Genomic DNA, 25,259 nt, shown 5'->3' with positions numbered 1-25,259 from the left:
TAACGACCTGTCAAACTAGCCGCATCAACTCATTTGCGACGGAATTCACATGCATTATCTTTTACCATTTTTTACAGTCTGCATCTGGGGTGCAAATGCTATCGTCAATAAGCTCGCTGCAAGTACCATAGAGCCGAGCGCGATGAGTTTTTACCGTTGGTTCATTGCAATGTTGATTCTGACACCTTTCTGTATTCGGTCGGTTATCAAGCAATGGCCAATCATTAAACCTAATTTGTCTAAACTGGCGTTCCTTGGCTTTTTGGGCATGGTGTTAAACCAATCTTTGGGTTACTACGCCGGCTTAACGACAACCGCCTCTAATATGGCGTTGATCACTTCATTAGTACCATTGATCAGCGTGTTCCTTAGCGTACCCTTGTTAAGCAAGTCTATTTCTGGCCTAAGCATTGTTGGCGGCGTATTGTCGCTGTCTGGGTTAGCTCTGATGTTAGGGAAAGGCGATCCTTTATTCTTCATACATCAAGAACTGACTCAGGGTGATGGCTATATGTTAATAGCCGCATTCGTTTATGCTTCCTATTGTGTACTGCTTAAACGCTGGAAAATGCCGTTAAGTAGCTGGGTAGTGATTTATATCCAAGGATTGTTTGCGGTTTCTATGTTGACGCCACTTTGGTTAACCAGCGAACAACTGTTGCCATCCCAACAAGCTATTCCTTTGATTGCTTACGCTGCCCTTGCTGCTTCTATTTTGGCCCCTTGGATGTGGGTGAAGGCGATTGACACCATTGGCGCAGATTCAAGTGCCATGTTCATGAATTTAATGCCCGTTATCGCGATTGTACTTGCGTCTACTTGGTTAGGTGAAGAAATTAACCAATTCCATATCATTGGAGGCGTGATGGTAATCTCTGGTGTCATTCTTGCTCAAATCAAGAGAAAACCAAGGCTTGAGCTTCCGCTTCCTCAACAAAGCTAAGCTCTCCCCCTCATTTATCAACGATGTTCTCAACGAGATATCCTCGCAGTACCTGCTACCACAGCAGGTATTTTTTTACTGCTTCAAACCACGGCTACTCATAGCTACCTCGTTTAAAACCACTTCCTTAGATAAGCTTTGTCGATCTAATTTTTTGTTAACAATCCTCTTAAAACTATTTAATCGTTGCTTCTTCTCTTGCAACAAGGTTATGATTTACTTTAAAGGCATTCATACCGTTTAGTTAAAGTGTTCGCTTATCGGCAGTGTAAATAATGAAGGATTACTACTACAGTGAGCCTTTGCAACAAGTTGACCAAACGTCAGATCAACCTGAATATTTGGATCTTTTACGTGATTAAGAAAAACAACTTAATGTGTTTTTATAATTAATACCTTTACAAGATTGCGGTCAGGGCCAATTTCCCTTTAATAATGACCAATCAATAACTCGACAGGCAAAGTTCACTCAAAGGATCTATACTTTGTTCAAAGAGTAAAAATGAGCTGAATAGTAAAAAAACTTTAACTACCACTTTAGGATTAATGAGGATAGAATCACTTTAACTTAACCAGATGAACAACGGTTAGTTGGCTAAAATAAAAAGGTACCGATATGAGTACCGAACGGCTTAGAAACACCTAGCGCTATGCTAGGTGTTTTTTTTTTGAAACCCACTTTCGAAATAACTTACACCCATCTTGCCCTTTCCTGTTTATCACTCATCTCGATCGCCAGAAAACACCAATGTTCATAGGTTCGTCATCCGTTTGAAAAAATAATCTTAACAGTGAGATTATCCACTTTAATTTATGTCATCTTAAGTATATTGTTATTAGCAAGTAACGAGCATGTTATGCAGCAAAATAATAATAAAGGAAGATAGATGAGCAGTAACAACAGCCGACAAGATGGCAAACGAGACGTTACTCTGCGTTTTTTAGCTGAGCCCGGAGATGTGAACTTTGGTGGTAAAGTTCATGGTGGCGCAGTAATGAAGTGGGTCGATTTAGCAGCCTATGCCTGTTCTGCAGGTTGGAGTGGCAAATACTGCATCACCGCCTATGCAGGTGGTATTCGATTCGTAGCACCCATCCATGTTGGCAACCTTGTCGAGGTAAGTGCGAAGGTCATCTATACCGGCTCATCGTCAATGCACATTGCAATAGACGTCCAAGCTAGCGACCCCAAAGAACTCAACAATCGTCTGACGACTCACTGCATCGTGATTATGGTAGCTGTCGATGAAAATGGTACCCCAACCAAAGTGCCAGAATGGATCCCTGATACCGAAGAAGACATTGAGTTGAGAGACTCGGCTATTCGTCTTATGAACATGCGAAAGCAAATCGGTGAAGAGATGGAAGCACACGTGAAATACCTCAAGTAAGGTCAATCAAGGATCTCACATACGCCTATTTCCATGCCAAGCAGATGCTTGGCATTTGTTTTACCTAACCCACTTTAAACACAAACGAAACAGTTCTGGTCTTGTGACTCTGCGACAAATCATTCCAAAGTAAATAAAACATCTCTAAGACCAATATTTCCGATAAAGCGTGATACTCAACCAAAGAGTTGAAATGAATCCACTATCGAATATGGATTTGCCTTCTCTGTAATAAAGTCGTCATTTTGCTCTGATTAAATACCGCCAATCATAATGGATGTATTAGAATTTTTTCGGAGCCACTCTTGAGCGTCACACGCCCCACTCTTAGCGAATCTACACTGAACAATTTGAAGGCTGTTGAGTATCAATGGGTTAGAACTTTGTACGTAGAAGGCTACGACAGCAATGAGATTAACCACTATATTCAAACTTGTTTTGGTGGTGACCACACGTTTGCCGATCTGTTTAGACGCGTAGCACTCGATCAAGAAAGTATCTATGTACTGTTACAGCATTTAGGCTGTGCGCCTTCTAGTCGAGAGTTTTAATCTTCACACAGCCTCGATTCTCTATGTCTGATAAGAGTCTAGCTCAAAGTATGCTGTTGAGAGCTACTCTCAATAGGCCAGTTGTATTTGGCCTTTATAGACACTTTCGGTGAAATTCAGACGCTCGTTGCATGCAAATCATTGAAGTATCACGCATTGAATTATTAGCAACATATCAATAGACCTGCTGCCCCTTATACTGAGCGTCTGATTTATGAGACAGAGTGATTATTTTGATAATAAAAGATTTAGGCATGGAATGGCTCAAATCTAAGTCACCGAGATAAGCAGATAAGCAGATAAGCAGATAAGCAGATAAGCAGATAAAGGCTGGTACAAATACATACCAAAAAGTAGCAGACATAAAAAAACCCAAGTAAATACCTGGGTTAGAGTTACAAAAACCACTAATCATTAATAGCGTAAGGAACCTGATTAGCGGCCAGCTATGCGTAACCTGAGGGTTATTTTTATTACTGATCGGCGGCCAAACCAAATGATGTAATAAAAATGCCAATATAGAGCGACCTAAAGGTCGCTCTTTTCTTTCTTATAGAGTACAGCTTATCCTTTTACACCACCTGCCGTCAAACCGCCAACTAACCAACGTTGAGCAAGTAAGAACACGATAGTAATCGGAAGTGCTGATAGTACAGCCGCTGCCGCAAAGTCACCCCATAGGTAGTTCTGAGGGTATAGGTACTGCTGCATACCTACTGCTAGTGTGTAAGAGTTCACATCTGTAAGTAAGATAGATGCTACTGGCACCTCACCAACTGTCGCGATGAAAGATAGAATAAACACAACCGCTAGGATTGGCACAGACAGCGGCAGTAGAACCAGTCTGAATGCTTGCCAAGGCGTTGCACCATCAAGGGCTGCTGCCTCTTCCAGAGAGTTATCAATCGTTTCAAAGTACCCCTTAATCGTCCATACGTGAAGTGCAATACCACCTAAGTAAGAGAAGATTAGACCACCGTGTGTGTTCAAGCCTAAGAACGGAATGTATTGACCAAGTTTGTCAAACAGCGCGTAGATTGCTACTAGAGCAAGTACTGCTGGGAACATTTGGAAAATCATCATCGCTTTCAGGATAGTTTCTTTACCTTTAAAGCGCATACGAGCAAATGCGTAAGCCGATGTCGTTGACAGTGCCACGATTAAAATCGATGTAACACCCGCGACTTTAATTGAGTTCCATAACCACGTTAGTACTGGGAATGGAGGTGGTGTCACCGAGCCGTCAGCATTCGTTACCGACATACCAAGAGCCAGTTTCCAGTGCTCCAGTGATGGGTTATCGGGAATCAAACTACCGGTTGCGAAGTTACCTTCACGGAACGAGATAGCGATGATCATCAGTAGTGGGAAGATAATCATTGCCAAGAAGCACCACAACACTGCATGCGTTGCCCACACTCGGTATTTAAGGCCTTTACCTTGTACCATAGCCATTGTCGTGCTCCTTAATCTTGAGACAGTTTAGTGAAACGAAGGTTTAGTAACGCTAGTGCACCAACCAATAGGAAAATAAGCGTTGCGATAGCACTTGCTAGACCGAAGTCTTGGCCGCCGCCGCCTTCGAATGCAATTCGGTACGTGTAGCTTACAAGCAAGTCTGTGTAACCCGCTGGCTCAGAAGTACCAATCATGTTCGGGCCACCGTTCGTCAATAGTTGAATCATTACGAAGTTATTGAAGTTAAAGGCAAACGCTGCAATCAATAGCGGTGTAAGCGGCTTAATCATCAATGGGAATGTAATGCGCTTGAAGTTATCAAGGAAGTTCGCACCATCAATCGCTGACGCTTCGTATAAATCATCAGGAATCGCTTTAAGCAGACCCATACATAGAATCATCATGTAAGGGAAACCTAGCCATGTGTTAACCATCAACACCATGGTTTTCGCTAAGATAGGGTCTGAGAACCAGTTCGGGCTTAAGCCGAAGATATTCTCGAGCACCATGTTGATCTCACCAAAGCTTTGGTTGAATAGACCCTTAAAGATAAGAATCGAGATAAACGCGGGGACGGCGTAAGGCAGAATCAGTAGAACACGATAAATAGAACGACCTTTCAACTCTTCCCATTGCACGATATTCGCAAGCACAAGCCCGATAACAAGCGTGAACGCTACGGTACATACCGAGAAGATAACCGTCCAAATAAAGATGCTGATAAACGGTTCTTTAATACCGTCATCTTTCCATACACGCTCAAAGTTATGTGTGCCAATACTAACCACAAAACCTGGAGAGATGGTATTACCCGTAAACTCACCGTTTGTATCAACAGGTTGGTAGAAACCCACATCCATATTTGGCTTAAGAACTTCACCCGTTTCATTGTTGATTAAAGTTTCTTCATCGTCTTGTAGCGTGTAAAGCGGAGCAACAGAAGCAAACTTACGTAAGCCACTCATGCGGATGTCACCACCGTCCGGTAGATTGAAATCAACACCACTGATCGCAGCTCGGTTTTGGATGATCGCTTTGATTTTCTCTTTTTCACCTTGCGCAGACTCGATGACAGATAGGTCCATCTCTGTTGCTGTCATATTGTCTAGAGAAAATACGTCAGTCGCTAACAGTTGATCGCCATCTTTTACGACGATCTGGTGACCGTCATCTGTCTTGTACAAAGTAAATGGGTAGCTCTCACCGCTTTGGAAAGAACGGTCTAAAAGAACGGTTTGAGTACGCTCTAGAGAAAGCTGATTTTTCGCGCTGTAGTTAGTAAACGCAAGCCCTACGGTGTATGCCAATGGGAAAAGAATGAACAGGATCATTCCGGCAATACCTGGGTAAATATAACGGTGGGCGTAAGTTTTTTTACTACCAAAAATGTAAAGTGCCAAAGCCGTTAAGATCACTGTAAGCAGCGCAAAAGCGAGCTCACCGCGAGAATACATAAGAATTGTAGCGTAGCCGTTTATTAAGCCAACGCTACCAAGCAACCCCCATTTGATGAAGACGCTTTTACTGCCTGGAAGGCTTGATGGTGCTGGGATAGCATCTGTACCTTGAACTGACTGCATAGAGGAACCTGCTAGCGATATAGATAAAAAATAGAAAAGTAAGGAGAGGTTACCCCCTCCTTAAAAGGTAGTGCTTGGGTGTTACTTAACCATACGACCTTCAGCAGCTTTTAGTGCTTGGTCTACTGATTGACGGCCGTCAACTACGTTGCCGATCGCTTCTTCCATGCTGTACCAGAATGTTGTGAACTGAGGGATGTTAGGCATGATCTCACCGTTCATCGCGTTGTCCATTGTTGCTGCAATACGAGTATCGCTGTCTAGTTGACGTTGGAAAGAGTTAAGAGCAACAGCGCCTAGTGGCTTGTCGTCGTTCAGGCTCTTCATACCTTCATCTGTTAGCAGGTAGTTTTCCATGAACTCAACAGCTAGGTCTCGGTTTGGAGACGCAGTGCTGATACCACCCGCCCATACACCAACGAAAGGTTTAGACGCTTTACCGTTGAACTTAGGTAAAGTTGTTACGCCGTAATCTACGCCAGCTTTCTTGATGTTTTCCCAACCCCAAGGACCGTTGATTGTCATTGCAACGTTGCCCGCAACAAATTCAGACTCAGCAACTGAGTAATCCATGTCTGCAGAGATAACTTTGTCTTGTACCATCTTCTCGATGAAACCTAGAGACTTCTGAACACCCTCAGTCGCTACGCCCGCATCTTTAATATCGTAACCTTCTGCCGTCTGTTTGAATGCGTAACCGCCGTCAGCTGCAAGTAGAGGCCATGTGAAGTAAGCGCCGCCACGTAGAGGCCACATGATCGCTTTTTTACCATCTTTTTGAAGCTCAGCATCAAGTGCTGGGATTTCTTCCCAAGACTTAGGTGGGTTAGGAACAAGCGCTTTGTTATAAATTAGAGAAACTGACTCAACCGCTACAGGGTATGCGATTGTTTTACCTTCGTATGAAACAGCGTCCCATGCGAAGTCTACGATACCTTCTTTAGTTTCTTTAGAAGGTTTGATATCAACAAGAAGCCCCGCTTCTGCATAGCCGCCAAAACGGTCATGTGCGTAGAAAATCATGTCTGGGCCATCGCCAGCCGCTGCAACTTGAGAGAACTTCTCTTCTAGTTTGTCAGGGAAAGCGACTGTTACTTTAACACCAGTATCTTCTTCGAAGCGTTTACCTACTTCAGCCATGCCTTCATAAGCTTTGTCACCACCTACCCAGATAGTTAGTTGTCCTTCTTCGATAGCAGCATTTGCACCAAAAGAACCCAGAGCAACTATTGTACCTAGAGCTACAGCGCTTAGAGCGTTTTTCATGTGAATATCCTTTTTATATTTATACGTAGGGCACATCTACCAAGACGAGCCAGTTTTCAGGGCTTATGATCTGAGAAAATAGCCTCTAGCTCATCATCCTAGCCACTACGCCCTAGCTATTATGGCTTAAAATCGTGATCGCCATCCGGTCAGATTAGAGATTGGAGTCACAAAACACATACTCATCGTGATCAACATCACCGTTATGGCGTGGATTTATTTGAACTGGATCGCCAATTATTAATAACCCCATTTATCTACTCCTCCCCTACTACTCCCCCTCGTTAATTTTACGTTGGGAGGATGTACCGTTTCGCTAATTCATCGAAACTGCATTCATCCAAGAGTGGATAGTAAGAACCCTTTACCAGTAAGTGTTATGTGTAACAGCATTGTTCATTTAGTTGGCTTCACTGCCCGCTAGTGTCTTTATTAAGCATTGAGTTAAATCTGTGATTGAATCACGGGGGAGGTTTGGCTCGATGTGGGGGAAATAGACACCAGTTTGGCTATGACGGGTGGGCTTGGTTAAAGAAATCCAAGTCTCACCCACTTTTTTTCTTACTCACTCAATACTTACCAATTCCTACAGTTACTGCTGACCCGAAAATTTCTTATAATGATAAGCAGTAAAACTTAAAATTTGATCGATCGAGGACAAGCTAGATGGCGAGTGTCACGTTAAAAAACGTTTATAAATCATATGGTGATGTACAGATTTCTAAGGACGTAACCTTAGACATCAACGAAGGTGAATTCGTAGTATTCGTTGGACCATCAGGTTGTGGTAAATCGACGCTATTACGTTGTATCGCAGGTCTAGAAGACATTACGTCTGGTGATTTGTACATTGGCGACCAACGCATGAATGACGTTGAACCGTCAAAGCGTGGCGTGGGTATGGTATTCCAATCATACGCGCTTTACCCTCACCTTAACCTATACGACAACATGTCTTTCGGCCTCAAATTAGCGAACGCTAACAAAGCTGAAATTGATAAGCGTGTTGAACATGCTGCAGAAATCCTTCAGCTTGGTCACCTTCTTGAGCGTCAGCCTAAAGCCCTATCTGGTGGTCAACGCCAACGTGTTGCGATTGGTCGTACTCTGGTTTCTCAACCAAATGTATTCCTACTTGATGAGCCGCTATCAAACCTTGATGCTGCTTTACGTGTTCAAATGCGTTCGCAAATCACTAAACTACAACGTCAACTTGGTTGCACCATGATCTACGTTACCCACGATCAAGTGGAAGCGATGACTATGGCCGATAAAATTGTTGTTCTTGATGGTGGTTATGTATCTCAAGTCGGAAAACCGCTTGACCTTTACCACTACCCTCAAAACCGTTTCGTTGCTGGCTTTATTGGTTCGCCGAAGATGAACTTTATGTCTGTTCACATCGAGCAAGCGGAAGCTGAACGCGTATTGGTACAACTTTCAAACGGCATGACTTTCTGGATTCCAGTCGATGGTACCACTGTCAATGCAGGTGACCGTATGTCTCTGGGCGTTCGTCCTGAGCACTTATTGTCTGCTGAAACAGGTGATGCGACGATTGAAGCTGAAGTGATGATGGTTGAGAAGCTAGGTAACGAAACACAAGTTTACCTAAACCTCGAAAGTGCCGATGCTGACGTTATCTATCGCCAGCCAGACACGTTGACGATTGAGTCTGGTGACAAGCTAGCGATTGGTATTCCTGCACACCGTTGTCACTTGTTCCACAGTGACGGTCGCGCATGTCGTCGCCTATACAAAGAGTACGGCACAGACTAATCGGTTCCGCCTTTTAAGATATAACTTGCCCATATCCAATCCCTCTTACGTTGTAAGGGGGATTTTCTATTTAGGGCGACTAGTTTTACTTTCATTAAATCACCTCGCCAGCAACTCTATAAACGTATTCAATTTTTTATTGATAGCAATAAAAAGGCCTAGCAAGCGCTAGACCTTTATCTATGAGTCAGGCTATAAGCCCAACCACCATTATCACTTCTTTGAGACATGCACCAGTCTAAATCAACTTAGTGAATTGGCGTATCATTCTGTTTGTTGAACTGGCCAAAATGCTTCTCTAACACTTCTGGCGTTAGTTTGCCTTCTGCTTCTAGTCGTTTGAACTCAGCGACGATCGCTTTTTGCTCTTCAAGTGATGGTAGTTTTACTTCTGGCTCATCACCCATTTCTTGAGTCATCTGCTCTAGTTCTTTTTCAAAATCGCTCATGATACTTACCTAAATATTAAATCTAACGAGATTTTACTCATTTACGACCTGTGATGCTAGAGCGATTGAGTCCAAAGCCCGAAACCAGATCAAGCGAACGTCAGTTTAAACACAGGGCTGGCTTGAAATTAGAAAGAGCTGGATTCACGATTAAATGAAGCCAGCTCTCTGTCAACGTCATTAGCTCAAGCAGTATTACAGCTTAAACGAGCCAACCATCTTATCTAGACGAGAAGAAAGGTCTCTAAGCTCTTGGCTCGCTTCTGCAAGCTGCTCGGCCGTACCCGTTGTCACTTCGTTGATTGCGTTGATCTCTTCAATGTTCTGGTTGATTGTATGAACTACGGTTGATTGCTCTTCCGTTGCCGTCGCCACTTGAGTGTTACGGTCTGTAATATCAACAATACGATCTGAAATGCCACTCAGCACATCTACCGCTTCATCCGACGCCGATACACCTTCAAGCGTGATCACCTTACCCGCACTCATTGCCGTTACTGCATCTTTAGCATCGCTTTGCAGTTGGTTGATCATCTTCTGAATCTCTTCCGTAGAATCTGCAGTGCGGCTTGCTAAGTTACGTACTTCATCTGCTACAACCGCAAAACCACGACCTTGCTCGCCGGCACGGGCTGCTTCAATCGCTGCGTTCAATGCGAGTAAGTTGGTTTGATCTGAAATATCGCGGATAACACCCAGAATAGAACCGATATCTTGAGTTGTAGAAGCAAGCTGTTCAACCACTTGACCCGTGCTTTCGATATCTTGCGCTAAACGACTGATCGCGTCTTTTGCTTTGTTTACAACAGAACGACCCACTTCAGTATTACCCGAAGCTTGCGTTGCCGTTTCTGCTGCTGTTGCCGCGTTCGATGCAATCTCGCTGATGGTCATACCCATTTCATTAATGGCAGCGACCACTTGAAGAGTTTGATCACGTTGCTCTTGGCTGTTGTCGTGGGTAATGTGTGCTTTGTTAGACACGCTCTCTGCCGCCACTTGCAGTGCTTGGCTAGTCGAACACACTTCTTTCATCGACTCGTGAATCTTTTCAATGAACCCGTTAAAGCCCTTTGAAAGCTGTGCAATTTCATCGTTACCTTTCACTTCAATACGCTGTGCAAGATCACCGTCACCTTCACCAAGGTCACCAAATCGCTTAGCCAAAAGCTTAATCGGTTGAGTAATGCTATTCGCAAGTACTACGCCCATTAGGATAAATACTAATGCCACAACCGCAGTCATGATCAGCATCTTTTGCGCTGTCGCATCGAGCTCTGCAAACACTTCACCAGTCGGAACTACACCAATAACAAACCAGTCCATTGAAGACACATACAAGCTCGCCACGAACAGCTCTTGGCCTTGGCTTTCAGTGGTAATCAGGTTAAAGCCCGATTTGTTCAGTAATTGACTTGCTTGAGGACCGTAGAGTTGTTGAAGTGAAGAGTCACTGCGTGAACGCTCGCGGTGAATTTGAACATCACCTTGGCTATCGGTTAAGAATACGAAGCCTGTATTTTCAATCTTGAAACCGTTCAGTAGGTTAACCATGTCATCCATCGACTTTGATAAACCTGACATTGCCAAACCAGAAGGCTGCTGATAGTTAGCAAACATCTTCACTTCGCCATTGGCTTCTTGGAACATGCTTACCATGGTTGGTTGTCCAGATTGCGTAAAGCCAAAGAACCAACCATCTTGTTGTTGGTTTAACTGACGTAGGAAACCATTTTGGTTCCAGTAGTAAGCAGTTTGACGGTTCGCCACTGAGGCATCGTTCAACTGATATTGGTTACGAACATTATTCAGTTGTTTAACCAGCTTGTTTTCTAATGCCGGATCGCGGTCGGTCGATTCGATAGCATCAGAAATAAATTCATTTGAAGCAATTTGCTCCGCTGCTAATAATAGCTGAGACACTTCACGGTCAATTTCACCATTGATTCGCTCCAACATTCCAGGAAGCTCAATATCGATCAGTCGATGACTCAATACATCTCTTGCTTGTTGTTGTGCCATCGCGCCGACAATTACTGTCGATGCAAGAACCGCAAAGGTAATGCCAAGTACAACTTTTTGCTTGATACTCAGAGAGTTAGTTTTGAACATATTTAGACCTTTAAAAAGAATCGCTCGTTGTTTGTAAACTTTGAACAGGACTTTGTTAACGCGCCCCAACAAAGTGATGCACAATCTGAGTTATATATCGGCCACAACCAATAAAACTGGAGACTTTTCTCTCAAAAAATTGCACATATGATGTAACAACCGAAATCATTCAAATTAAATATGAATTAACTAAGCCAATATCGTACTGTCGAGAGTCGGCTTTAGCTATCAGCCCTTAGATCTAACTGAACTCAAACAACTCCCCACAGCCAAGCTTTTGTATATAAAAACCAATTGATATAGTAATAATCACAACCTAACAATATTTTTAGCTAACCACTTGTAAATCTTTCCAATTTTGAAAAAATAAATTACGCAAATGCACTGGAACTTTTTGCTACAAATCAGTGACCAATACTCAAAATAAAATCAAATGGATACCCAGAGAGTCCAAAATGCACAAAACAAATTTCGAAGTCCTTCAAAACTATCTAGAGTCTCAAATCATTGGTCAAAAAGAGCTCGTTAAGCAACTGATGATCGCCCTTTTAGCGGATGGTCATATCCTCGTTGAAGGGCCTCCCGGCTTAGCAAAAACTCGCGCCGTAAAATCACTGGCTGATTGCGTTGAGGGGGATTTCCACCGCATTCAATTCACACCTGACTTACTGCCTGCGGACTTGACTGGTACCGATATTTTCCGACCAGAAACTGGGGAATTTACCTTCCAATCAGGCCCGATTTTCAACTCGCTTATTCTAGCGGATGAGATCAACCGTGCTCCGGCGAAAGTTCAAGCAGCAATGCTGGAAGCGATGGCAGAGAAACAAGTGACTGCCGGTCGAAAGACCTATGCTCTGCCTGAACTGTTTTTGGTAATGGCGACACAGAACCCAATTGAGCAAGAAGGGACATACCCTCTGCCAGAAGCCCAGTTAGACCGATTCTTGCTTCACCTTGAGGTCGAATACCCAGATATGGAAAGCGAGCTGGAGATCTTGCGCCTGAACCGAGGCGAAGCTCAAGGTAACGAATCTATTCAGCCACAACAGATATCTCAGCAAACGATCTTTGAAGCGCGCCAAGAAGTGCTCAACATTCATATGGCAGACACCATTGAGCAATACATCATCAGACTGGTTATGGCGACTCGCCAACCCAAGCAATACAGCGATCAACTTGATCAATGGTTAGATATGGGTGTCAGCCCACGCGCAACTATTGCTTTGGATCGCTGCGCGCGTGCTCACGCATGGCTTGCTGGCCGCGATTATGTAACGCCACAAGACGTTCAAGCGATGGCATTCCCTGTGTTACGCCACCGCCTGCTCCGTAGCTACCATGCTCAAGCTGAAGGCGTTACGGCCAATCAAGTCATCGCACATCTTATTTCATTGGTTGGCAGCGCATAAGGACACGCGTATGAATAATCAACTACCCAACTATAGTGACGGCGTCACGTTGAATTTGGATGAGCTGCTGCAATACAAAGCTCAGTCTGTTCGATGGTTGCCTCCAGCCAAGAGCCTTTGGTCTCAACTTAATGGTCAACACGAGAGTAACCACAAAGGTCGCGGGATGAATTTCTCTGAAGTTCGTCAGTACCAAGCAGGAGATGATATCCGAAGCATTGATTGGCGCGTCACAGCAAGAACGGGCAAGGCGCATACCAAGCTATTCTCTGAAGAAAGAGAGCAGCCTGTCATTTTGTTTTTGGATCTATCAAGCAGCATGATTTTCGGCTCAACCTTGTTGTTGAAATCAGTTCAACTTGCACACTTTACTAGCCAACTGTGCTGGCTCACTGTGGCTCAAAAAGACCGAATTGGCGCAGTAATAGATACTGGCAAAGAGATCATTGAAATCAAGCCCAGTGCGAGTAATCATGCGCCATTACGCATTCTTCAAAAAGTCATAGAAATCAATAATGCAGCGCTGACCAACCACGACAATCACAGCGAGACAACCTTAGAGCTTGGACTGACATCTCTTCATCAGCTTTGTCCAAAAGGCAGTGATATTATTATCCTCAGTGACTTTGTACGCTACCAAGAAAGTAACTACTCACTTATCAGCCAAATACGCCGGCACAACAGAGTCCGTTTCGTGCATTTTCATGATCCATTAGAGCAAGGTGAAACCGCCTACAAGGGATCTAAACAAGTGACGGACGGCAGTAAAACTCAATGGTTTAACTTCTCCTCGAATAAAGAGAAGGAAAAACTTAACCACGCGTTTTTACTAAAGAAGAAGCAGTTGCAGAAACTTGGTTTATCTCTCGCGATACCTTATAGCTCGCTGTCTAGTGCACAGTCATTAATGAGCCAGATATCAGGAGTTCAGTCATGAATCAGCCCTTAGATTTGAGCCCTGTCATTGCACCAGATGCACCGACTTGGTGGCCTTTAGCGTGGGGTTGGTGGGCATTGATTATCACGGCTATTGCTCTGATCGCCTTAGTGTTTTTCATTGTAAAACGCAGACAAAACAACCAACACGCGAAGAACGAAGCACTTGCTCGTTTTCGTCATGGTCAGTCTTCAGATAGCTTGTCTCCGCGCACAGCTCAAGACATCGTTCGTCAGGCAGCACTAAGCTATTTCCCACGCGAAAAAATTGCAGGTCTAGCAGGTGATGATTGGTTGAAGTTCTTAGATGCGCAATTAGAGAAGCCGTTATTTGTAGCAAAACAATCCCAGTGGCAGCAAGCGCTCTATCAAGATGCAGCCTTAATGAACGACGAACAGAAAATGGATCAACAGCAATTGGTTAATGATTGCGAAACTTGGCTTTGTAAAGCCCTTCCTCCAAAGCGAGGTCGTTATGAGTGATTTTCTAAGCCCTTTGTTTCTAAGCAGGGACTTGCTAAACATCGAGTTCGTTTGGTGGTGGATGTTCTTCATCGCGCCACTGCCGTTTCTCGTTTACTTGTTCTCACCAAAGTCAGAATCAAGCAACGCCCTAAGGCTTCCATTTCTGCCAGAAGACAGCCATACCAAAACACCGAGCAGTCGCTTACCAAAAGCGTTGTCAGTTATTATTTGGATTCTGCTGGTTACGGCGAGCGCTCGCCCTGTATGGTATGGCGAACCGGTGGAGTTTCAGCCGAAGCATCGTGATTTGATGTTGGTTGTCGACCTCTCCTACTCGATGAGCCAAGAAGACATGAAGTTCAATGGCGAATACATCGACCGCTTGTCGGCTGTGAAACGCGTATTGAGTGACTTTATTGATCGCCGTAAAGGCGACCGAGTCGGATTAGTACTATTTGCTGATCACGCCTACTTGCAGACCCCGCTTACGCTAGATAGAAATACGCTTTCACAACAGCTCAATCAAGCAGTGTTAAAGCTGATTGGTACTCAAACTGCGATTGGCGATGGCATTGGCCTTGCGACCAAGACCTTTGTTGATAGTAATGCGCCTCAACGTGTGATGGTACTACTCAGCGACGGCAGTAATACTGCAGGGGTGTTAGACCCATTAGAGGCCGCAGACATCGCAAAAAAATACGATGCGACCATATACACCGTCGGTGTTGGCGCAGGCGAAATGATGCTCAAAGAGTTCTTCATGACTCGTAAGGTCAATACTGCTCAAGACTTGGATGAACGCACGCTAATGGAAATAGCCAAACGCACTGGCGGTCAATACTTCCGTGCGCGTGACAGCAAAGAGCTGGCGACCATTTACGACACTATCAACCAGTTAGAACCCGTGACAAATGCCACCAAGGTTTGGCGACCACAACAAGAGTGGTTCGTATGGCCTTTGTCTGCGGCAATGTTCTTCGCATTTATGCTGTTAGCCATTAGGAGAAACAATGTCTAACTTTACTTTTATCTACCCATATTGGTTCTTAGCGCTTGTCGCGTTACCCGCGATTTGGTGGCTTAGTAAGAAGCAATCTAAGCAAGGGTTATTGGCGTCTCATATCGCTCGCTACTTGGCGCCAGAATCAAGCAAGCCATCAAAAAACCGCAGTACTTACTTTGGTATCTGGTGGATGATCGGTGTTATTGCATTAGCCGGCCCCAGCTTTCAAAACAATGAACAACCGAGCTTTGAAAAAACGCAGGCTCGAGTTGTGATGATGGACATGTCGATGTCTCTATACGCTACCGACATAAAACCAAATCGCCTGACTCAAGCACGATACAAGGCTCTTGACCTGCTTTCGTTGTGGAAAGAAGGCTTAACAGGAATGGTCGCGTACGCTGGCGATGCTTACACCATTAGCCCGCTAACGTCCGACATCAACACCATCAAGAGCCAAGTGCCAAACTTGTCTCCGGATATTATGCCTTACCAAGGCAGCAACGCCCCCGCTGCGGTTAAGCTTGCCATTGAGATGATGACTCGCGCTCATATCTACCATGGTGACTTGGTATTGATTGCTGATGACATAGATGACCAAGAGAAGAAAGAGATCGACTCGCTGCTATCTGGTAGCAATTGGACGCTATCCATTTTAGCGGTGGGTACTGAAAGTGGCGCACCAATCTCTTTGCCAACAGGCTCAATGCTGCAAACCAACTCAGGGCAAACTGTGGTCGCGAGAACCCACTTAGAGAACATGCGCGACCTGACTCGCAGTTATGGTGGCACGTTCACTGAGGTTCAATTTGATAACTCAGATGTTGAACATATCGCCAGTTATCTCGACCGAGTTGCAACAACCTCTGAAGTGACCAAGACCAATAACTCACTCAACACCAGAGTCAACAATGGCTTCTGGCTTCTGCCATTCCTATTACTGCCCGCACTTGGGCTGTTTCGGAAGGGTGTTGTTTGGTGCGGATTAGCTGTGGTTTTGTCGTTCAGCCAACCGAATACCGCGTTTGCAAGCCCTTGGAAAACCGACGATCAGGTGGGTTATCAGCTTTATCAAGATGAAGACTTCCAACAAGCTGCAGAGCAGTTCCAACAACAAGAGTGGAAAGGCATCGCACAATACAAAGCCGGTGACTTCGAAGCTGCAGAGCAGACACTACAAGGTTTGAATGGCGAAGATGCTCGCTACAACCTTGCAAATGCACAGGCGCAGCAAGGCAAGTACGATCAAGCGATTGAAGAGTACCAACGTATTCTCGAAAACAACCCTGAACATGCTTATGCGAAGAAAAATCTAGAGCTTGTCGAACAGGCTCAGAAGCAACAGCAACAGCAACAGCAACAGCAACAGCAACAGCAACAGCAACAGCAACAGCAACAGCAACAGCAACAGCAAGACAATTCTGAGTCCAAAGACCAAAACGAACAAGGTCAGCAGGGTCAGCAGGGTCAGCAGGGTCAGCAGAATGATTCTTCGCAAGATTCGCAGGATCAACAACAAAGCTCTGCAAACAATGAAAGCTCGCAGAACCAAACGAATAGCCAAACTCAAAGTGCAAACCAACGGCAAGCCCAAAATCAACCGGATGAAAAAGTAGGTGAAGAAGACAGTAAGCGAGCAGCGCAATCTAAGCAGTCAGGTAAATCCGATCAGTCCGAAGAGCAAGACCAAAAGGATTCAAAACCTCAAAGTGCGAGCGCACAGCAAGCTTCAAACGAAAAAGGTGAAGGCGATGGTCGACAAGCTTTAGCGCAAACCTCAGATCAGCCGCTATCGAGCGATCCTGATATGCGAAAACTTGAGCAAGTAGAAAGCGCTCGTGACCCGAGCCAACTGCTTAAAGCGCAAATGATTCTACAAGCACGACAAAAAAGTGCTCCTAACAACCAAAACAAAAAGTGGTAACCATGCGATTTTTAAACAAGCCATTTTTATCAATGCTACTGACACTGCTAATCGGTGTTTTCTCGTCACATTCTGTATTCGCAGCGACCGCTGTTGCGAGCGTTTCGCAAAACAGTGTTACCAAAGATGAAGTCTTCCTACTTAGAGTGACGACCGATGAAAAAGTATCGTCTGGTGCTTTAGATCTAGCCCCCCTTCAAAAGGATTTCTATGTCGGTACCCCAAGCTTTGGGTCGTCGATGAGAATCGTAAATGGCAGCCGCACTGTGTCTAGCGAGTGGAACATTACCCTTGCCCCACTTCGATTAGGCCGATTGGAGATTCCTAGCTTTGATATTGAAGGCGCAAAAACCCAACCGATCACCATCAACGTTGCGGTTAATAAAGCAGCTCCAAAGCAGAGTGATATGGCCGAGTTTCAACTCGATCTCAGTAAAAACTCGCTATACCCACAAGAAGTGGCAGAGCTTGATGTAAAACTCATTATCAAGGCTGACCCGAGAAGACTACAAGATCCAAAAATAGCTCCGCCAAATTCACAAGGGTTGAAGGTAGATCCCATTGGTGAGTCAAAGCAGTATCAAGATGTTATCAACGGACAAGAAGTTACGGTGGTCCAACAGTCGTTCCATATCTCGTCCCAAAAGCCCGGACAGTTTAAGCTGAACGGACCAAAGCTGACAGGAGCCGTTGTTTACTCAACCAACAACTCAAGCACAACGCGCCTTTTCCAGCTCGACACGCCTGTTAAAACCTTAGATGTAGCCGTCAAAGAGGTGCCAAAAGGCTACCAAGGTGAGTGGTTACCAACATCAAACTTCAAACTGATACAACAATGGTCAGATAGCCAAGGCAATGAACTGGGGAGTAGCAATGCTTTAGGTGACGACAAGCAGAAAATTGAAATGGAAGCGGGTGATTCGTTAACTCGTACCATTACTATGACGGCTAGCAACTTAACGCAGCACCAACTGCCGAAACTGAATATCACCTACCCTAAAACGGTACGTGTTTATGAAGAAAAACCGAAATTTGGCACCACCCAATCCGGTGATGCTGTCGTTGTCTATAAGCAGGTACTAATCCCTAAGGAATCAGGAAGCATCTCTCTTCCTGATGTTTCTCAAGCTTGGTTTAACACAGACTCACAATCACAAGAAACCAGTAACGCTCTTGGTCTTGAGTTGTCGGTTCAGGCAAGTGAACGCGCTAGCTCAAGCTCGCCAACGCCTGTTATGGAGACACCAACTCAGCAAGCCAGCCCGACGATTGTTACCGTTGAAAACCCAGGAATGTGGCCTTATCTAACCGCGCTGTTTGCAGCATTATGGTTAATCAGCTCAGCGTTTGCTTTCTACTTCTGGTCACGCCGCGGTACAGTAGTAAAACCAAAGCAAAAAGATGAACGTCAATCCGATACGGCAGAAGCGCTTATTGCCGCTCTGAAAATGAAAGACGGTGTGAAGACGAGAACTTTGTTCGAACAGTGGAAAACAGAAAACCCAGACTTGAGTGGTGAAACGTTGGAAACAATCGAAGCCGAGCTCGCCAAGCTAAATCAGAGTCTCTACGCTGAAGCAGATTCACCAAATCAGTCATGGGAGCCTAGATTGGCGATCAATACGATTAAAAAGCCAAAGCGACTTTCTAGTAAAACTCAGAAGAGCACACTAGAGAAGCTCTAACTATACGTAACTCTAACTAAAGTACATAGACAACAACCCGGAGCCGTGATGGTCACCATTTGACTACCACGGCTTCTTGTTTTCTTAGGCTTCGTTTTAAGAAAATAGAAATAACGAGAAAACCAAATCCGTTCGATTTCGTTAGAATTTGAAAGCTAGGGTCGAGACTAAGAGCTAAGAAAGCGTTGCCGAAACCTTTCTTCTCTTGAGTGCAGAAACAATTCGATTTCGACCTGAGTCTTTGGCTTGATATAAGGCTTTATCGGCCTTGCCATACAATAAATCGAAGTCGAATTGGCGTTGATCAGAGGTGATTGACGCATAACCGACAGACGCAGTTAGATATTGGCTAGTGCTGCTTTCACAATGGAGGATCTTAGCCTCTTCAATACATTTTCGAATCGACTCCGCACGTTGCTTGGTTTTGGAGTGATTGGTACCGATCATCAATAACATGAACTCCTCACCACCAATGCGGCAGAAGGTTTCTTTGTCATTGTAAACATGATCGTTTAATATTTTACCTATCGTGCGCAAAGCTGCGTCACCTTCCGTGTGACCATAAACACTGTTGTACAAACCAAAATGATCGAGGTCGACTAGGATCAGCCCGAAAGTGACTTCATGTTGTGTGACGAACGCCCCTTGGCCGTCACAATTTAGATCATCTAAAACCTGAGTCAACATACGGCGATTACCAAGGCGGGTCAGCGGATCGAGCTTAGATATCACTTCCAACTGTTGGTTCGCCAGTTCTAATTCTTTAGTTCGCTTGCTGACTTCTTGTTCCAATGTTTCGTTAAGCTTTTTGAGCTCTTCTTGTGCCATGGTTCTTTGCAGCACTTCAGCAAGACTTGAGGCAAAGATACGAATCACTTCACGTAATTGCGAGGTTAAAGGGCTACGAGTTAACAAGTTATCTGCAGCAATAAACGCAATAGGCTCACCCGTATTGGTTGTGAGCATCGTCATGGCTGTCCAACCGACACCCACAATATTGAAGTCGTGATAGATAGGTACTGACTCTTCAAAGGCGACTTGATTCGGACAAGCCCGAGCGGCAGCAACAATATCGCGCTCCACCAGCTCAGAACGGTAGTAAGACTCATCGACAATATCGCCTTTAATATCCGTGCCCCACGTACCTTGCATGTAGCTGCAATTTTTATCAGTAAGGAAAACCGCCAGTCGATCGATCCCTAGGTGTTGAATAGCAAAACTTACCGCTGACTTGCACACTTCGCTAACAGTATCACAGCGAGATAGCTCAACCATGCTTGAATGAAGCATGCGTATATTCTGCTCCTGCCGTTTACGAATGTAGATCTGAGAAAGAAGTGAACCAAATGACTCGAGCATTTGCTTTTGATAGTTGGTAATTGGCGAACGGTGAATGTAATTGTCCATCGCGATCCAACCCACCGGTTTCTCTCCTTCACGCAAGATAAGCATACCATTCCAGCCCTGCCCAACCACTTGCCCAGCGGTGTATAACGGAGCTTGCTCAATGATAACTAAATTGGTGTGATTATCCGACAATGCCTCAATGTACTCTGATTCTAACTGATGTAAATCATACTGAGTATGATGCTCACTGTTTGTTTTACCCGCTTCATCAGTGCCATACGTTCCACTAAAACAGCGCTTTTTCATATCCAGTAGCATGAAAATAGCTCGGTCAAAACCAAGCCTATCTCGAACAGCCTCAACAGAAGCTTTATACAAGGCATCCAAAGATTCTGGGTTAGAAAGTTCTAACGCCACCTGGTGAACCAATTTCATGTTCTCTACGAACAATTCACGGAGCTTAATTTCATCAAGATATTGAGCTTCTCGTGTGTCTCTGTGTTTTATCTCAGTGGCTGCATTCTTTTCAGCACGAATACATTGCCAACGAGCTGCTGCTAACTGTAGGACATCAAGCCCTTGGTTAAAGGTTTGATTGACCTTTTCTGTATCGCAATTTTGAACAATTAAATAAGTTCTACAGGCAGGCGCATTATCAAGCATCATGATAAATGACTCGCCACCCAACACGTCGATATGTTCCCACTTGCATGTATTGATAGCCATAGGCAGCACACCGTCAGCGGTATCGAACTGGGAAATCCAAGGCCAAAAGGTTGAAGGGTAATGAACAAGAGCAGTTAACTCGCCACAAGAAAATAGAGGTAACGAATCACTTTGCGGTGTTGGTTCCGAGAATATGCCAATTCCTTTGGGAGTCAGCACCTCCTCAAGGTAATCAAAAAGAGATTCAGCTAATAAACGGTGGTCGCGTGTTGCAGATATTTGTTTTGCAAAGGCTTTAACAGGCACAACTTCCGTCCATTGGCTAAAAAGAATAAAGCAAAAATACAGAAGCCTTGATATGCAATCAATGTAAGTAAAAATGAGATGTTAAGCGAGTCGCAATTTCGCTTTTAACATTATCACAAGCATGAGAAGGGCGACAAAAATGGGATTTCCTGCCCAATTTTCAATCGACGTTGGAGGTTTTTTAAAGGCATAAAAAAGCCCCACATAAAGTGGGGCAAAACTTCCATCGCTTATAGTTATAGTGATAATTCTGTCGATCGATTCGATTATCTAACCTGCGTTTCAGTTAGCGTGCTTTGGTATTTGACAGCGGAAACAAAAGGTCATAACAACACTTAAATAATCAATTAACCAAAGTCACCGTTTACGTAACCTTTGGTACGATCATCTTTGGGTTCGCTGAAGATAACACTTGTTTCGTTGTGCTCTACAAGCTCTCCCATTAGGAAGAAAGCTGTGCGGTCTGAAATACGACGCGCTTGCTGCATAGAGTGCGTTACGATAACGATAGTGAAATTCTTCTTCAGGTCTTCCATCAACTCTTCAATTTTATGAGTCGCAATTGGGTCGAGTGCTGATGTAGGTTCATCCATCAAAATCACATCAGGTTGCATCGCGATTGTACGAGCAATACACAAACGTTGTTGTTGACCACCCGATAGGCCGAATGCGTGTGCTTTCAAACGGTCTTTCACTTCATCCCACAGCGCAGCACCACGAAGTGAACTTTCAACCACTTCATCAATATGCTTTTTGTCTTTAATACCCTGAGCACGTAAGCCGTAAGCGACATTTTCGTAAATGCTCATTGGGAATGGATTGGGCTTTTGGAAAACCATGCCCACTTTGATACGTAGGTCTGCAACATCGATATTGCCGTAGATGTTGGTACCGTCCATTTCAAGAAGGCCTGTGATTTTCACACCCTCGATAAGGTCATTCATTCGGTTAAGGCAACGCAATAATGTTGATTTACCACAACCCGACGGACCGATCAAAGCCGTCACTTGACGCTCTGGCACTGGTAAATTAATTGATTTAAGTGCTTGGTTGTCGCCGTAAAAAAGGTCTAAATCTTTAATATTAAATTTGTTCATATTCGTAATCTCGTAATTCGTCAAAGTCTGTACTGCGTTTGTTTTATGAGCTCATTTGGCTCAAGAAAGCTCTGCTTAGTAAGTTGCAGTGTTAAAACGTCTTGCGATCAACTTAGTGAGTGTGTTGATCAGCAGTACAAGAACAATCAGTACTGTTGCTGTGCCGTATGCTTGATTCCATTCTTCAATGGTAAACAGTTCCGTCGTTAACTTATATAAGTGAACAGTTAGTGTACGGCCAGAGTCCATCAATGAATCTGGGATACGAGCAACCATACCAGCGGTCAAGAATACGGGTGCTGATTCACCAATAACACGACCAATACTCAGAATAACTGAAGTGATGATACCTGGCATTGCACTTGGAAGAATCAAACGCCAGATTGTGTAGATTTTAGAAGCACCCAACCCATACGAACCTTCACGGTAAGTTTGAGAGACTGCCATCAACGCTTCTTCAGTGGTACGAATAATCACTGGAAGAATCAGGATACTCAATGTCAACGCACCCGATAGGATAGAGAAACCTAAACCTAAAATAGCCACGAAGAATGTCATACCAAACAAGCCAAAGATAATCGACGGTATGCCCGCTAATGACTCGGTACAAAAACGAATGATTTTAACTAAACGGCTGCCTACTTTTGCGTATTCAGTCAGATAGATTGCTGTCATGATGCCAAGCGGCGCCGCAACCGCGATCGAAGCGATAACCATGTAAATCGTAGAGATGATCATCGGGAAAATACCGTGCTCATCACCAGTACGAGTGTAATCGTCAGTAATGAACTTCCAATCAACGTGCTGTAGACCGTTAGAAAGGATGTACCACATTATCCAAAATAAGAAGCCCACAGTAAGAGCAGCAGCAGCCCAGATAAAGCCACTCAATACCGCATCTTTACGTGCGCGAGCTTTCTTTAGCGCAACTTTATTCATCGTTTTACCTTGCGACTTCGTAGGGTTAGCTTGAGGTGTTACGTTATTTTCTAAAGACATGATGTTTACCTCGCCTTCTCACGGTTCAAGTAAAGTAGAATCGCGTTCAGAGACATGATGAACACAAGGAGAACAACACCCGTTGCGTACAACGCACTTGCGTGAATACCACTTGCGTAAGACATTTCAATCGCAATATTCGCCGTCAGTGTACGAGCTGAATCTAAAATACCTTCAGGCATCGCTGGTGCATTACCCATCACCATAATGATTGCCATCGTTTCACCTAATGCACGACCAATACCAAGAATCACACCAGTCATGATGCCTGAACGAGCAGCAGGAACGAGAAGCTTGAAGATGGTAAAGATTTTTGAAGCACCTAACGCTAAAGAGCCTTCTTTATACGTTCTTGGCACCGCGCGAATTGATGTTTCAGAAACTGTGATTACCGTAGGAAGGATCATTACACCCAATACAATAATACCAGCCAAGATCGTGTTACCCGCAGGCACTTGAAACACATTTTGAATCAGGGGAACGATAATAACGAGGCCAAAGAAGCCATAAACTACCGAAGGGATGCCCGCTAGCAATTCAACAGCAGGACGAATGATGTCTGCTAGACGCTTTGGCGCGATTTCAGCAATGAAGATTGCCGTTAATACACCAATAGGCACCCCAACTACTACCGCACCCAATGTCGATACGACAGAAGCTACAATCATGGTAGCAACACCGTAAAGTGCTGGTGGTAGCCAGTTTTGCCCTAAAACGATACCTGATAGGCCCGCTTCACGGAATGCTGGGATACTTTCTCTAACGATGAAGTAAGCAATAACAGCAAGAGATACGATGCCGATAATTGCGCTTGTAAGAAATAAGCCGTGAAAAATACGCTCTTTCCAATCTACACGCTTCTTTTGACGTAAGCTGCGTTTCAGTTGAGTCGCTTCGCTATTCATAAGCTGTTCACTATTCGTTGCGATGGTCATAACAAGTCTCACATATCGATAATCCTCAACACGCTATGTAAGCGCAGGATTAACTCGAAGTGGGATAGAAAAGGCTCAGCCTGAAAAGGTAGGCTGAGCAATATTATTAATTTGGGTTTAGATTAGTTAACTGCGATGTAGCCTTTGCTCTCAACAAGAGACTGAGCTTCGTCAGTTAGCATCCAATCTAGGAACTTTTGAGTTTCAGCAGAAGGTTGACCTTCTTTGTAAAGCACTAGGAAAGGACGAGCCACTTTGTAAGAACCGTTCTTAACGTTGTCTACTGATGCTTCAGTACCGTCGATAGCAAGTGCGTTAACTGAGCTATCCACTGTACCTAGAGAGATGTAGCCGATTGCGTAAGGGTTAGATGCAACCATTGTTTTTAGTGCGCCATTGCCGTTCGCAACTTGAGCACGTTGAGAGATTGCCGATACCTTTGTACCAGAAATTTCCATTTTAAGAGCCATGATGTCTTCGAATGCACCACGAGTACCAGATGCCGTATCACGAGTGATTGCTACGATTGGCTTGTCTGCACCACCAACGTCTTTCCAGTTTGTTACTTCACCCTTGTAGATAGCCGTTACTTGCTCAGCTGTTAGTCCGTCAAGACCATTCTTAGGGTTAACAACAACTGCGATACCGTCACGAGCAACCACTTCTTCAACGAGTGTTGCTTCTTTCTCGCTATCTTTAAGATTACGAGAAGACATACCTAAATCTGCACTACCGTTCTTAGCTGCTTTTACACCAGCAGAAGAACCTGGGCCTTGTACTTCAACAAATACGTTTGAATTCGTTTTCATGTATGTTTCAGAGAAAACTTCCATCAGTGGAGTCACGCTGCTTGAACCAACTGCTGAAATAGTTTCTTTAGCTGAAGCTGGAGTCACTGTTAGTGCACCTAAAAGAGCGATTGCACCGATAACTGTCTTTTTCATCACAAATTTCC

General features: G+C 44.4%; 20 protein-coding genes. 10 read left to right on the top strand and 10 right to left on the bottom strand.

Annotated features, from left to right (window positions below; translation table 11 throughout):
• The first annotated feature begins 49 nt into the window (after positions 1–49).
• From L8S15_RS03595 to L8S15_RS03585, 3 genes are all read left to right on the top strand, one after another.
• Positions 50–943 (top strand): DMT family transporter, encoded by an 894-nt coding sequence (locus tag L8S15_RS03595; RefSeq protein WP_010431441.1) that lies wholly within the window; start codon positions 50–52, stop codon positions 941–943.
• A gap of 887 nt (positions 944–1,830) precedes the next feature.
• Positions 1,831–2,334 carry an acyl-CoA thioesterase gene (locus L8S15_RS03590; RefSeq protein ID WP_010431444.1) on the top strand — a complete coding sequence of 168 codons (504 nt, stop codon included), beginning with the start codon at positions 1,831–1,833 and terminating at the stop codon, positions 2,332–2,334.
• A gap of 305 nt (positions 2,335–2,639) precedes the next feature.
• Complete coding sequence (locus L8S15_RS03585) at positions 2,640–2,885, top strand: hypothetical protein (RefSeq protein ID WP_016767859.1); 246 nt, start codon at positions 2,640–2,642, stop codon at positions 2,883–2,885.
• A 564-nt stretch (positions 2,886–3,449) separates the two neighbouring features.
• Here L8S15_RS03585 and malG read toward each other — a convergent pair.
• The 3 genes from malG to malE form a co-directional block, all read right to left on the bottom strand.
• Complete coding sequence (malG, locus tag L8S15_RS03580) at positions 3,450–4,340, bottom strand: maltose ABC transporter permease MalG (protein WP_010431447.1); 891 nt, start codon at positions 4,338–4,340, stop codon at positions 3,450–3,452.
• An 11-nt stretch (positions 4,341–4,351) separates the two neighbouring features.
• Positions 4,352–5,923: a maltose ABC transporter permease MalF gene (gene malF / locus L8S15_RS03575; RefSeq protein WP_010431449.1), complete on the bottom strand. Its 1,572-nt coding sequence runs from the start codon at positions 5,921–5,923 to the stop codon at positions 4,352–4,354.
• Positions 5,924–6,004: 81 nt separating this feature from the next.
• A complete protein-coding gene (malE, locus tag L8S15_RS03570) occupies positions 6,005–7,189 on the bottom strand; it encodes a maltose/maltodextrin ABC transporter substrate-binding protein MalE (RefSeq protein ID WP_010431451.1) in 1,185 nt (394 codons plus the stop codon).
• Positions 7,190–7,855: 666 nt separating this feature from the next.
• Here malE and malK point away from each other — a divergent pair.
• Positions 7,856–8,968: a maltose/maltodextrin ABC transporter ATP-binding protein MalK gene (malK, locus tag L8S15_RS03565; RefSeq protein WP_010431455.1), complete on the top strand. Its 1,113-nt coding sequence runs from the start codon at positions 7,856–7,858 to the stop codon at positions 8,966–8,968.
• Between the two features lie 248 nt (positions 8,969–9,216).
• Here malK and L8S15_RS03560 read toward each other — a convergent pair whose 3' ends face one another.
• Both L8S15_RS03560 and L8S15_RS03555 read right to left on the bottom strand, forming a co-directional pair.
• Positions 9,217–9,417, bottom strand: coding sequence for a hypothetical protein (locus L8S15_RS03560; protein ID WP_010431457.1), 201 nt, complete (start codon positions 9,415–9,417; stop codon positions 9,217–9,219).
• A 195-nt stretch (positions 9,418–9,612) separates the two neighbouring features.
• Positions 9,613–11,529, bottom strand: coding sequence for a methyl-accepting chemotaxis protein (locus L8S15_RS03555; protein WP_010431461.1), 1,917 nt, complete (start codon positions 11,527–11,529; stop codon positions 9,613–9,615).
• Positions 11,530–11,984: 455 nt separating this feature from the next.
• Here L8S15_RS03555 and L8S15_RS03550 point away from each other — a divergent pair, with 455 nt between their 5' ends.
• From L8S15_RS03550 to L8S15_RS03525, 6 genes are read left to right on the top strand one after another with little or no spacing between them, the layout of a single operon-like run.
• A complete protein-coding gene (locus tag L8S15_RS03550; protein WP_016767410.1) occupies positions 11,985–12,941 on the top strand; it encodes a MoxR family ATPase in 957 nt (318 codons plus the stop codon).
• 10 nt (positions 12,942–12,951) lie between these two features.
• A complete protein-coding gene (locus L8S15_RS03545) occupies positions 12,952–13,878 on the top strand; it encodes a DUF58 domain-containing protein (RefSeq protein WP_016792234.1) in 927 nt (308 codons plus the stop codon).
• Positions 13,875–14,360 (top strand): DUF4381 domain-containing protein, encoded by a 486-nt coding sequence (locus tag L8S15_RS03540; protein WP_016789912.1) that lies wholly within the window; start codon positions 13,875–13,877, stop codon positions 14,358–14,360. The genes L8S15_RS03545 and L8S15_RS03540 overlap by 4 nt, the downstream gene beginning before the upstream one ends.
• Entirely contained in the window at positions 14,353–15,360 is a 1,008-nt protein-coding gene (locus L8S15_RS03535; RefSeq protein ID WP_280572009.1) for a VWA domain-containing protein, read from the top strand. Before L8S15_RS03540 ends, L8S15_RS03535 begins: the two co-directional genes overlap by 8 nt.
• Entirely contained in the window at positions 15,353–17,269 is a 1,917-nt protein-coding gene (locus L8S15_RS03530) for a VWA domain-containing protein (RefSeq protein WP_280572008.1), read from the top strand. Before L8S15_RS03535 ends, L8S15_RS03530 begins: the two co-directional genes overlap by 8 nt.
• Before the next feature lie 2 nt (positions 17,270–17,271).
• On the top strand, positions 17,272–18,954 hold the full coding sequence (locus L8S15_RS03525; protein WP_016792231.1) for a BatD family protein: 1,683 nt from the start codon (positions 17,272–17,274) through the stop codon (positions 18,952–18,954).
• 174 nt (positions 18,955–19,128) lie between these two features.
• Here L8S15_RS03525 and L8S15_RS03520 read toward each other — a convergent pair whose 3' ends face one another.
• The 5 genes from L8S15_RS03520 to L8S15_RS03500 form a co-directional block, all read right to left on the bottom strand.
• Positions 19,129–21,273, bottom strand: a complete 2,145-nt coding sequence (locus tag L8S15_RS03520) for a GGDEF domain-containing protein (protein WP_010431504.1) — start codon at positions 21,271–21,273, stop codon at positions 19,129–19,131.
• A gap of 347 nt (positions 21,274–21,620) precedes the next feature.
• Positions 21,621–22,370: a phosphate ABC transporter ATP-binding protein PstB gene (gene pstB, locus L8S15_RS03515; RefSeq protein WP_010431506.1), complete on the bottom strand. Its 750-nt coding sequence runs from the start codon at positions 22,368–22,370 to the stop codon at positions 21,621–21,623.
• A gap of 75 nt (positions 22,371–22,445) precedes the next feature.
• Positions 22,446–23,309, bottom strand: a complete 864-nt coding sequence (pstA, locus tag L8S15_RS03510) for a phosphate ABC transporter permease PstA (RefSeq protein WP_010431509.1) — start codon at positions 23,307–23,309, stop codon at positions 22,446–22,448.
• A gap of 65 nt (positions 23,310–23,374) precedes the next feature.
• Positions 23,375–24,304 carry a phosphate ABC transporter permease subunit PstC gene (pstC, locus tag L8S15_RS03505; RefSeq protein WP_010431512.1) on the bottom strand — a complete coding sequence of 310 codons (930 nt, stop codon included), beginning with the start codon at positions 24,302–24,304 and terminating at the stop codon, positions 23,375–23,377.
• A gap of 122 nt (positions 24,305–24,426) precedes the next feature.
• Positions 24,427–25,248, bottom strand: coding sequence for a phosphate ABC transporter substrate-binding protein (locus L8S15_RS03500; protein WP_010431515.1), 822 nt, complete (start codon positions 25,246–25,248; stop codon positions 24,427–24,429).
• Between the last annotated feature and the right edge of the window lie 11 nt (positions 25,249–25,259).

It is taken from the genome of Vibrio sp. S/42/10, assembly GCF_029890535.1.
In the GTDB taxonomy this organism is placed as follows: domain Bacteria; phylum Pseudomonadota; class Gammaproteobacteria; order Enterobacterales; family Vibrionaceae; genus Vibrio; species Vibrio cyclitrophicus.
The sequence above is the reverse complement of the archived record's forward strand: the minus strand, read 5'-3'. Positions and strand labels throughout refer to the sequence as shown.

Bases quoted from the DNA above. Each gene is read 5' to 3' on its own strand.
- L8S15_RS03550 (WP_016767410.1), top strand. From the start codon at position 11,985: ATGCACAAAACAAATTTCGAAGTCCTTCAAAACTATCTAGAGTCTCAA.
- L8S15_RS03590 (WP_010431444.1), top strand. From the start codon at position 1,831: ATGAGCAGTAACAACAGCCGACAAGATGGCAAACGAGACGTTACTCTG.
- pstC (WP_010431512.1), bottom strand. From the start codon at position 24,304: ATGACCATCGCAACGAATAGTGAACAGCTTATGAATAGCGAAGCGACT.
- L8S15_RS03555 (WP_010431461.1), bottom strand. From the start codon at position 11,529: ATGTTCAAAACTAACTCTCTGAGTATCAAGCAAAAAGTTGTACTTGGC.
- pstA (WP_010431509.1), bottom strand. From the start codon at position 23,309: ATGAATAAAGTTGCGCTAAAGAAAGCTCGCGCACGTAAAGATGCGGTA.
- L8S15_RS03540 (WP_016789912.1), top strand. From the start codon at position 13,875: ATGAATCAGCCCTTAGATTTGAGCCCTGTCATTGCACCAGATGCACCG.
- malF (WP_010431449.1), bottom strand. From the start codon at position 5,923: ATGCAGTCAGTTCAAGGTACAGATGCTATCCCAGCACCATCAAGCCTT.
- L8S15_RS03535 (WP_280572009.1), top strand. From the start codon at position 14,353: ATGAGTGATTTTCTAAGCCCTTTGTTTCTAAGCAGGGACTTGCTAAAC.
- pstB (WP_010431506.1), bottom strand. From the start codon at position 22,370: ATGAACAAATTTAATATTAAAGATTTAGACCTTTTTTACGGCGACAAC.
- L8S15_RS03525 (WP_016792231.1), top strand. From the start codon at position 17,272: ATGCGATTTTTAAACAAGCCATTTTTATCAATGCTACTGACACTGCTA.
- L8S15_RS03545 (WP_016792234.1), top strand. From the start codon at position 12,952: ATGAATAATCAACTACCCAACTATAGTGACGGCGTCACGTTGAATTTG.
- malE (WP_010431451.1), bottom strand. From the start codon at position 7,189: ATGAAAAACGCTCTAAGCGCTGTAGCTCTAGGTACAATAGTTGCTCTG.
- malG (WP_010431447.1), bottom strand. From the start codon at position 4,340: ATGGCTATGGTACAAGGTAAAGGCCTTAAATACCGAGTGTGGGCAACG.
- L8S15_RS03560 (WP_010431457.1), bottom strand. From the start codon at position 9,417: ATGAGCGATTTTGAAAAAGAACTAGAGCAGATGACTCAAGAAATGGGT.
- L8S15_RS03500 (WP_010431515.1), bottom strand. From the start codon at position 25,248: ATGAAAAAGACAGTTATCGGTGCAATCGCTCTTTTAGGTGCACTAACA.
- L8S15_RS03530 (WP_280572008.1), top strand. From the start codon at position 15,353: ATGTCTAACTTTACTTTTATCTACCCATATTGGTTCTTAGCGCTTGTC.
- malK (WP_010431455.1), top strand. From the start codon at position 7,856: ATGGCGAGTGTCACGTTAAAAAACGTTTATAAATCATATGGTGATGTA.
- L8S15_RS03595 (WP_010431441.1), top strand. From the start codon at position 50: ATGCATTATCTTTTACCATTTTTTACAGTCTGCATCTGGGGTGCAAAT.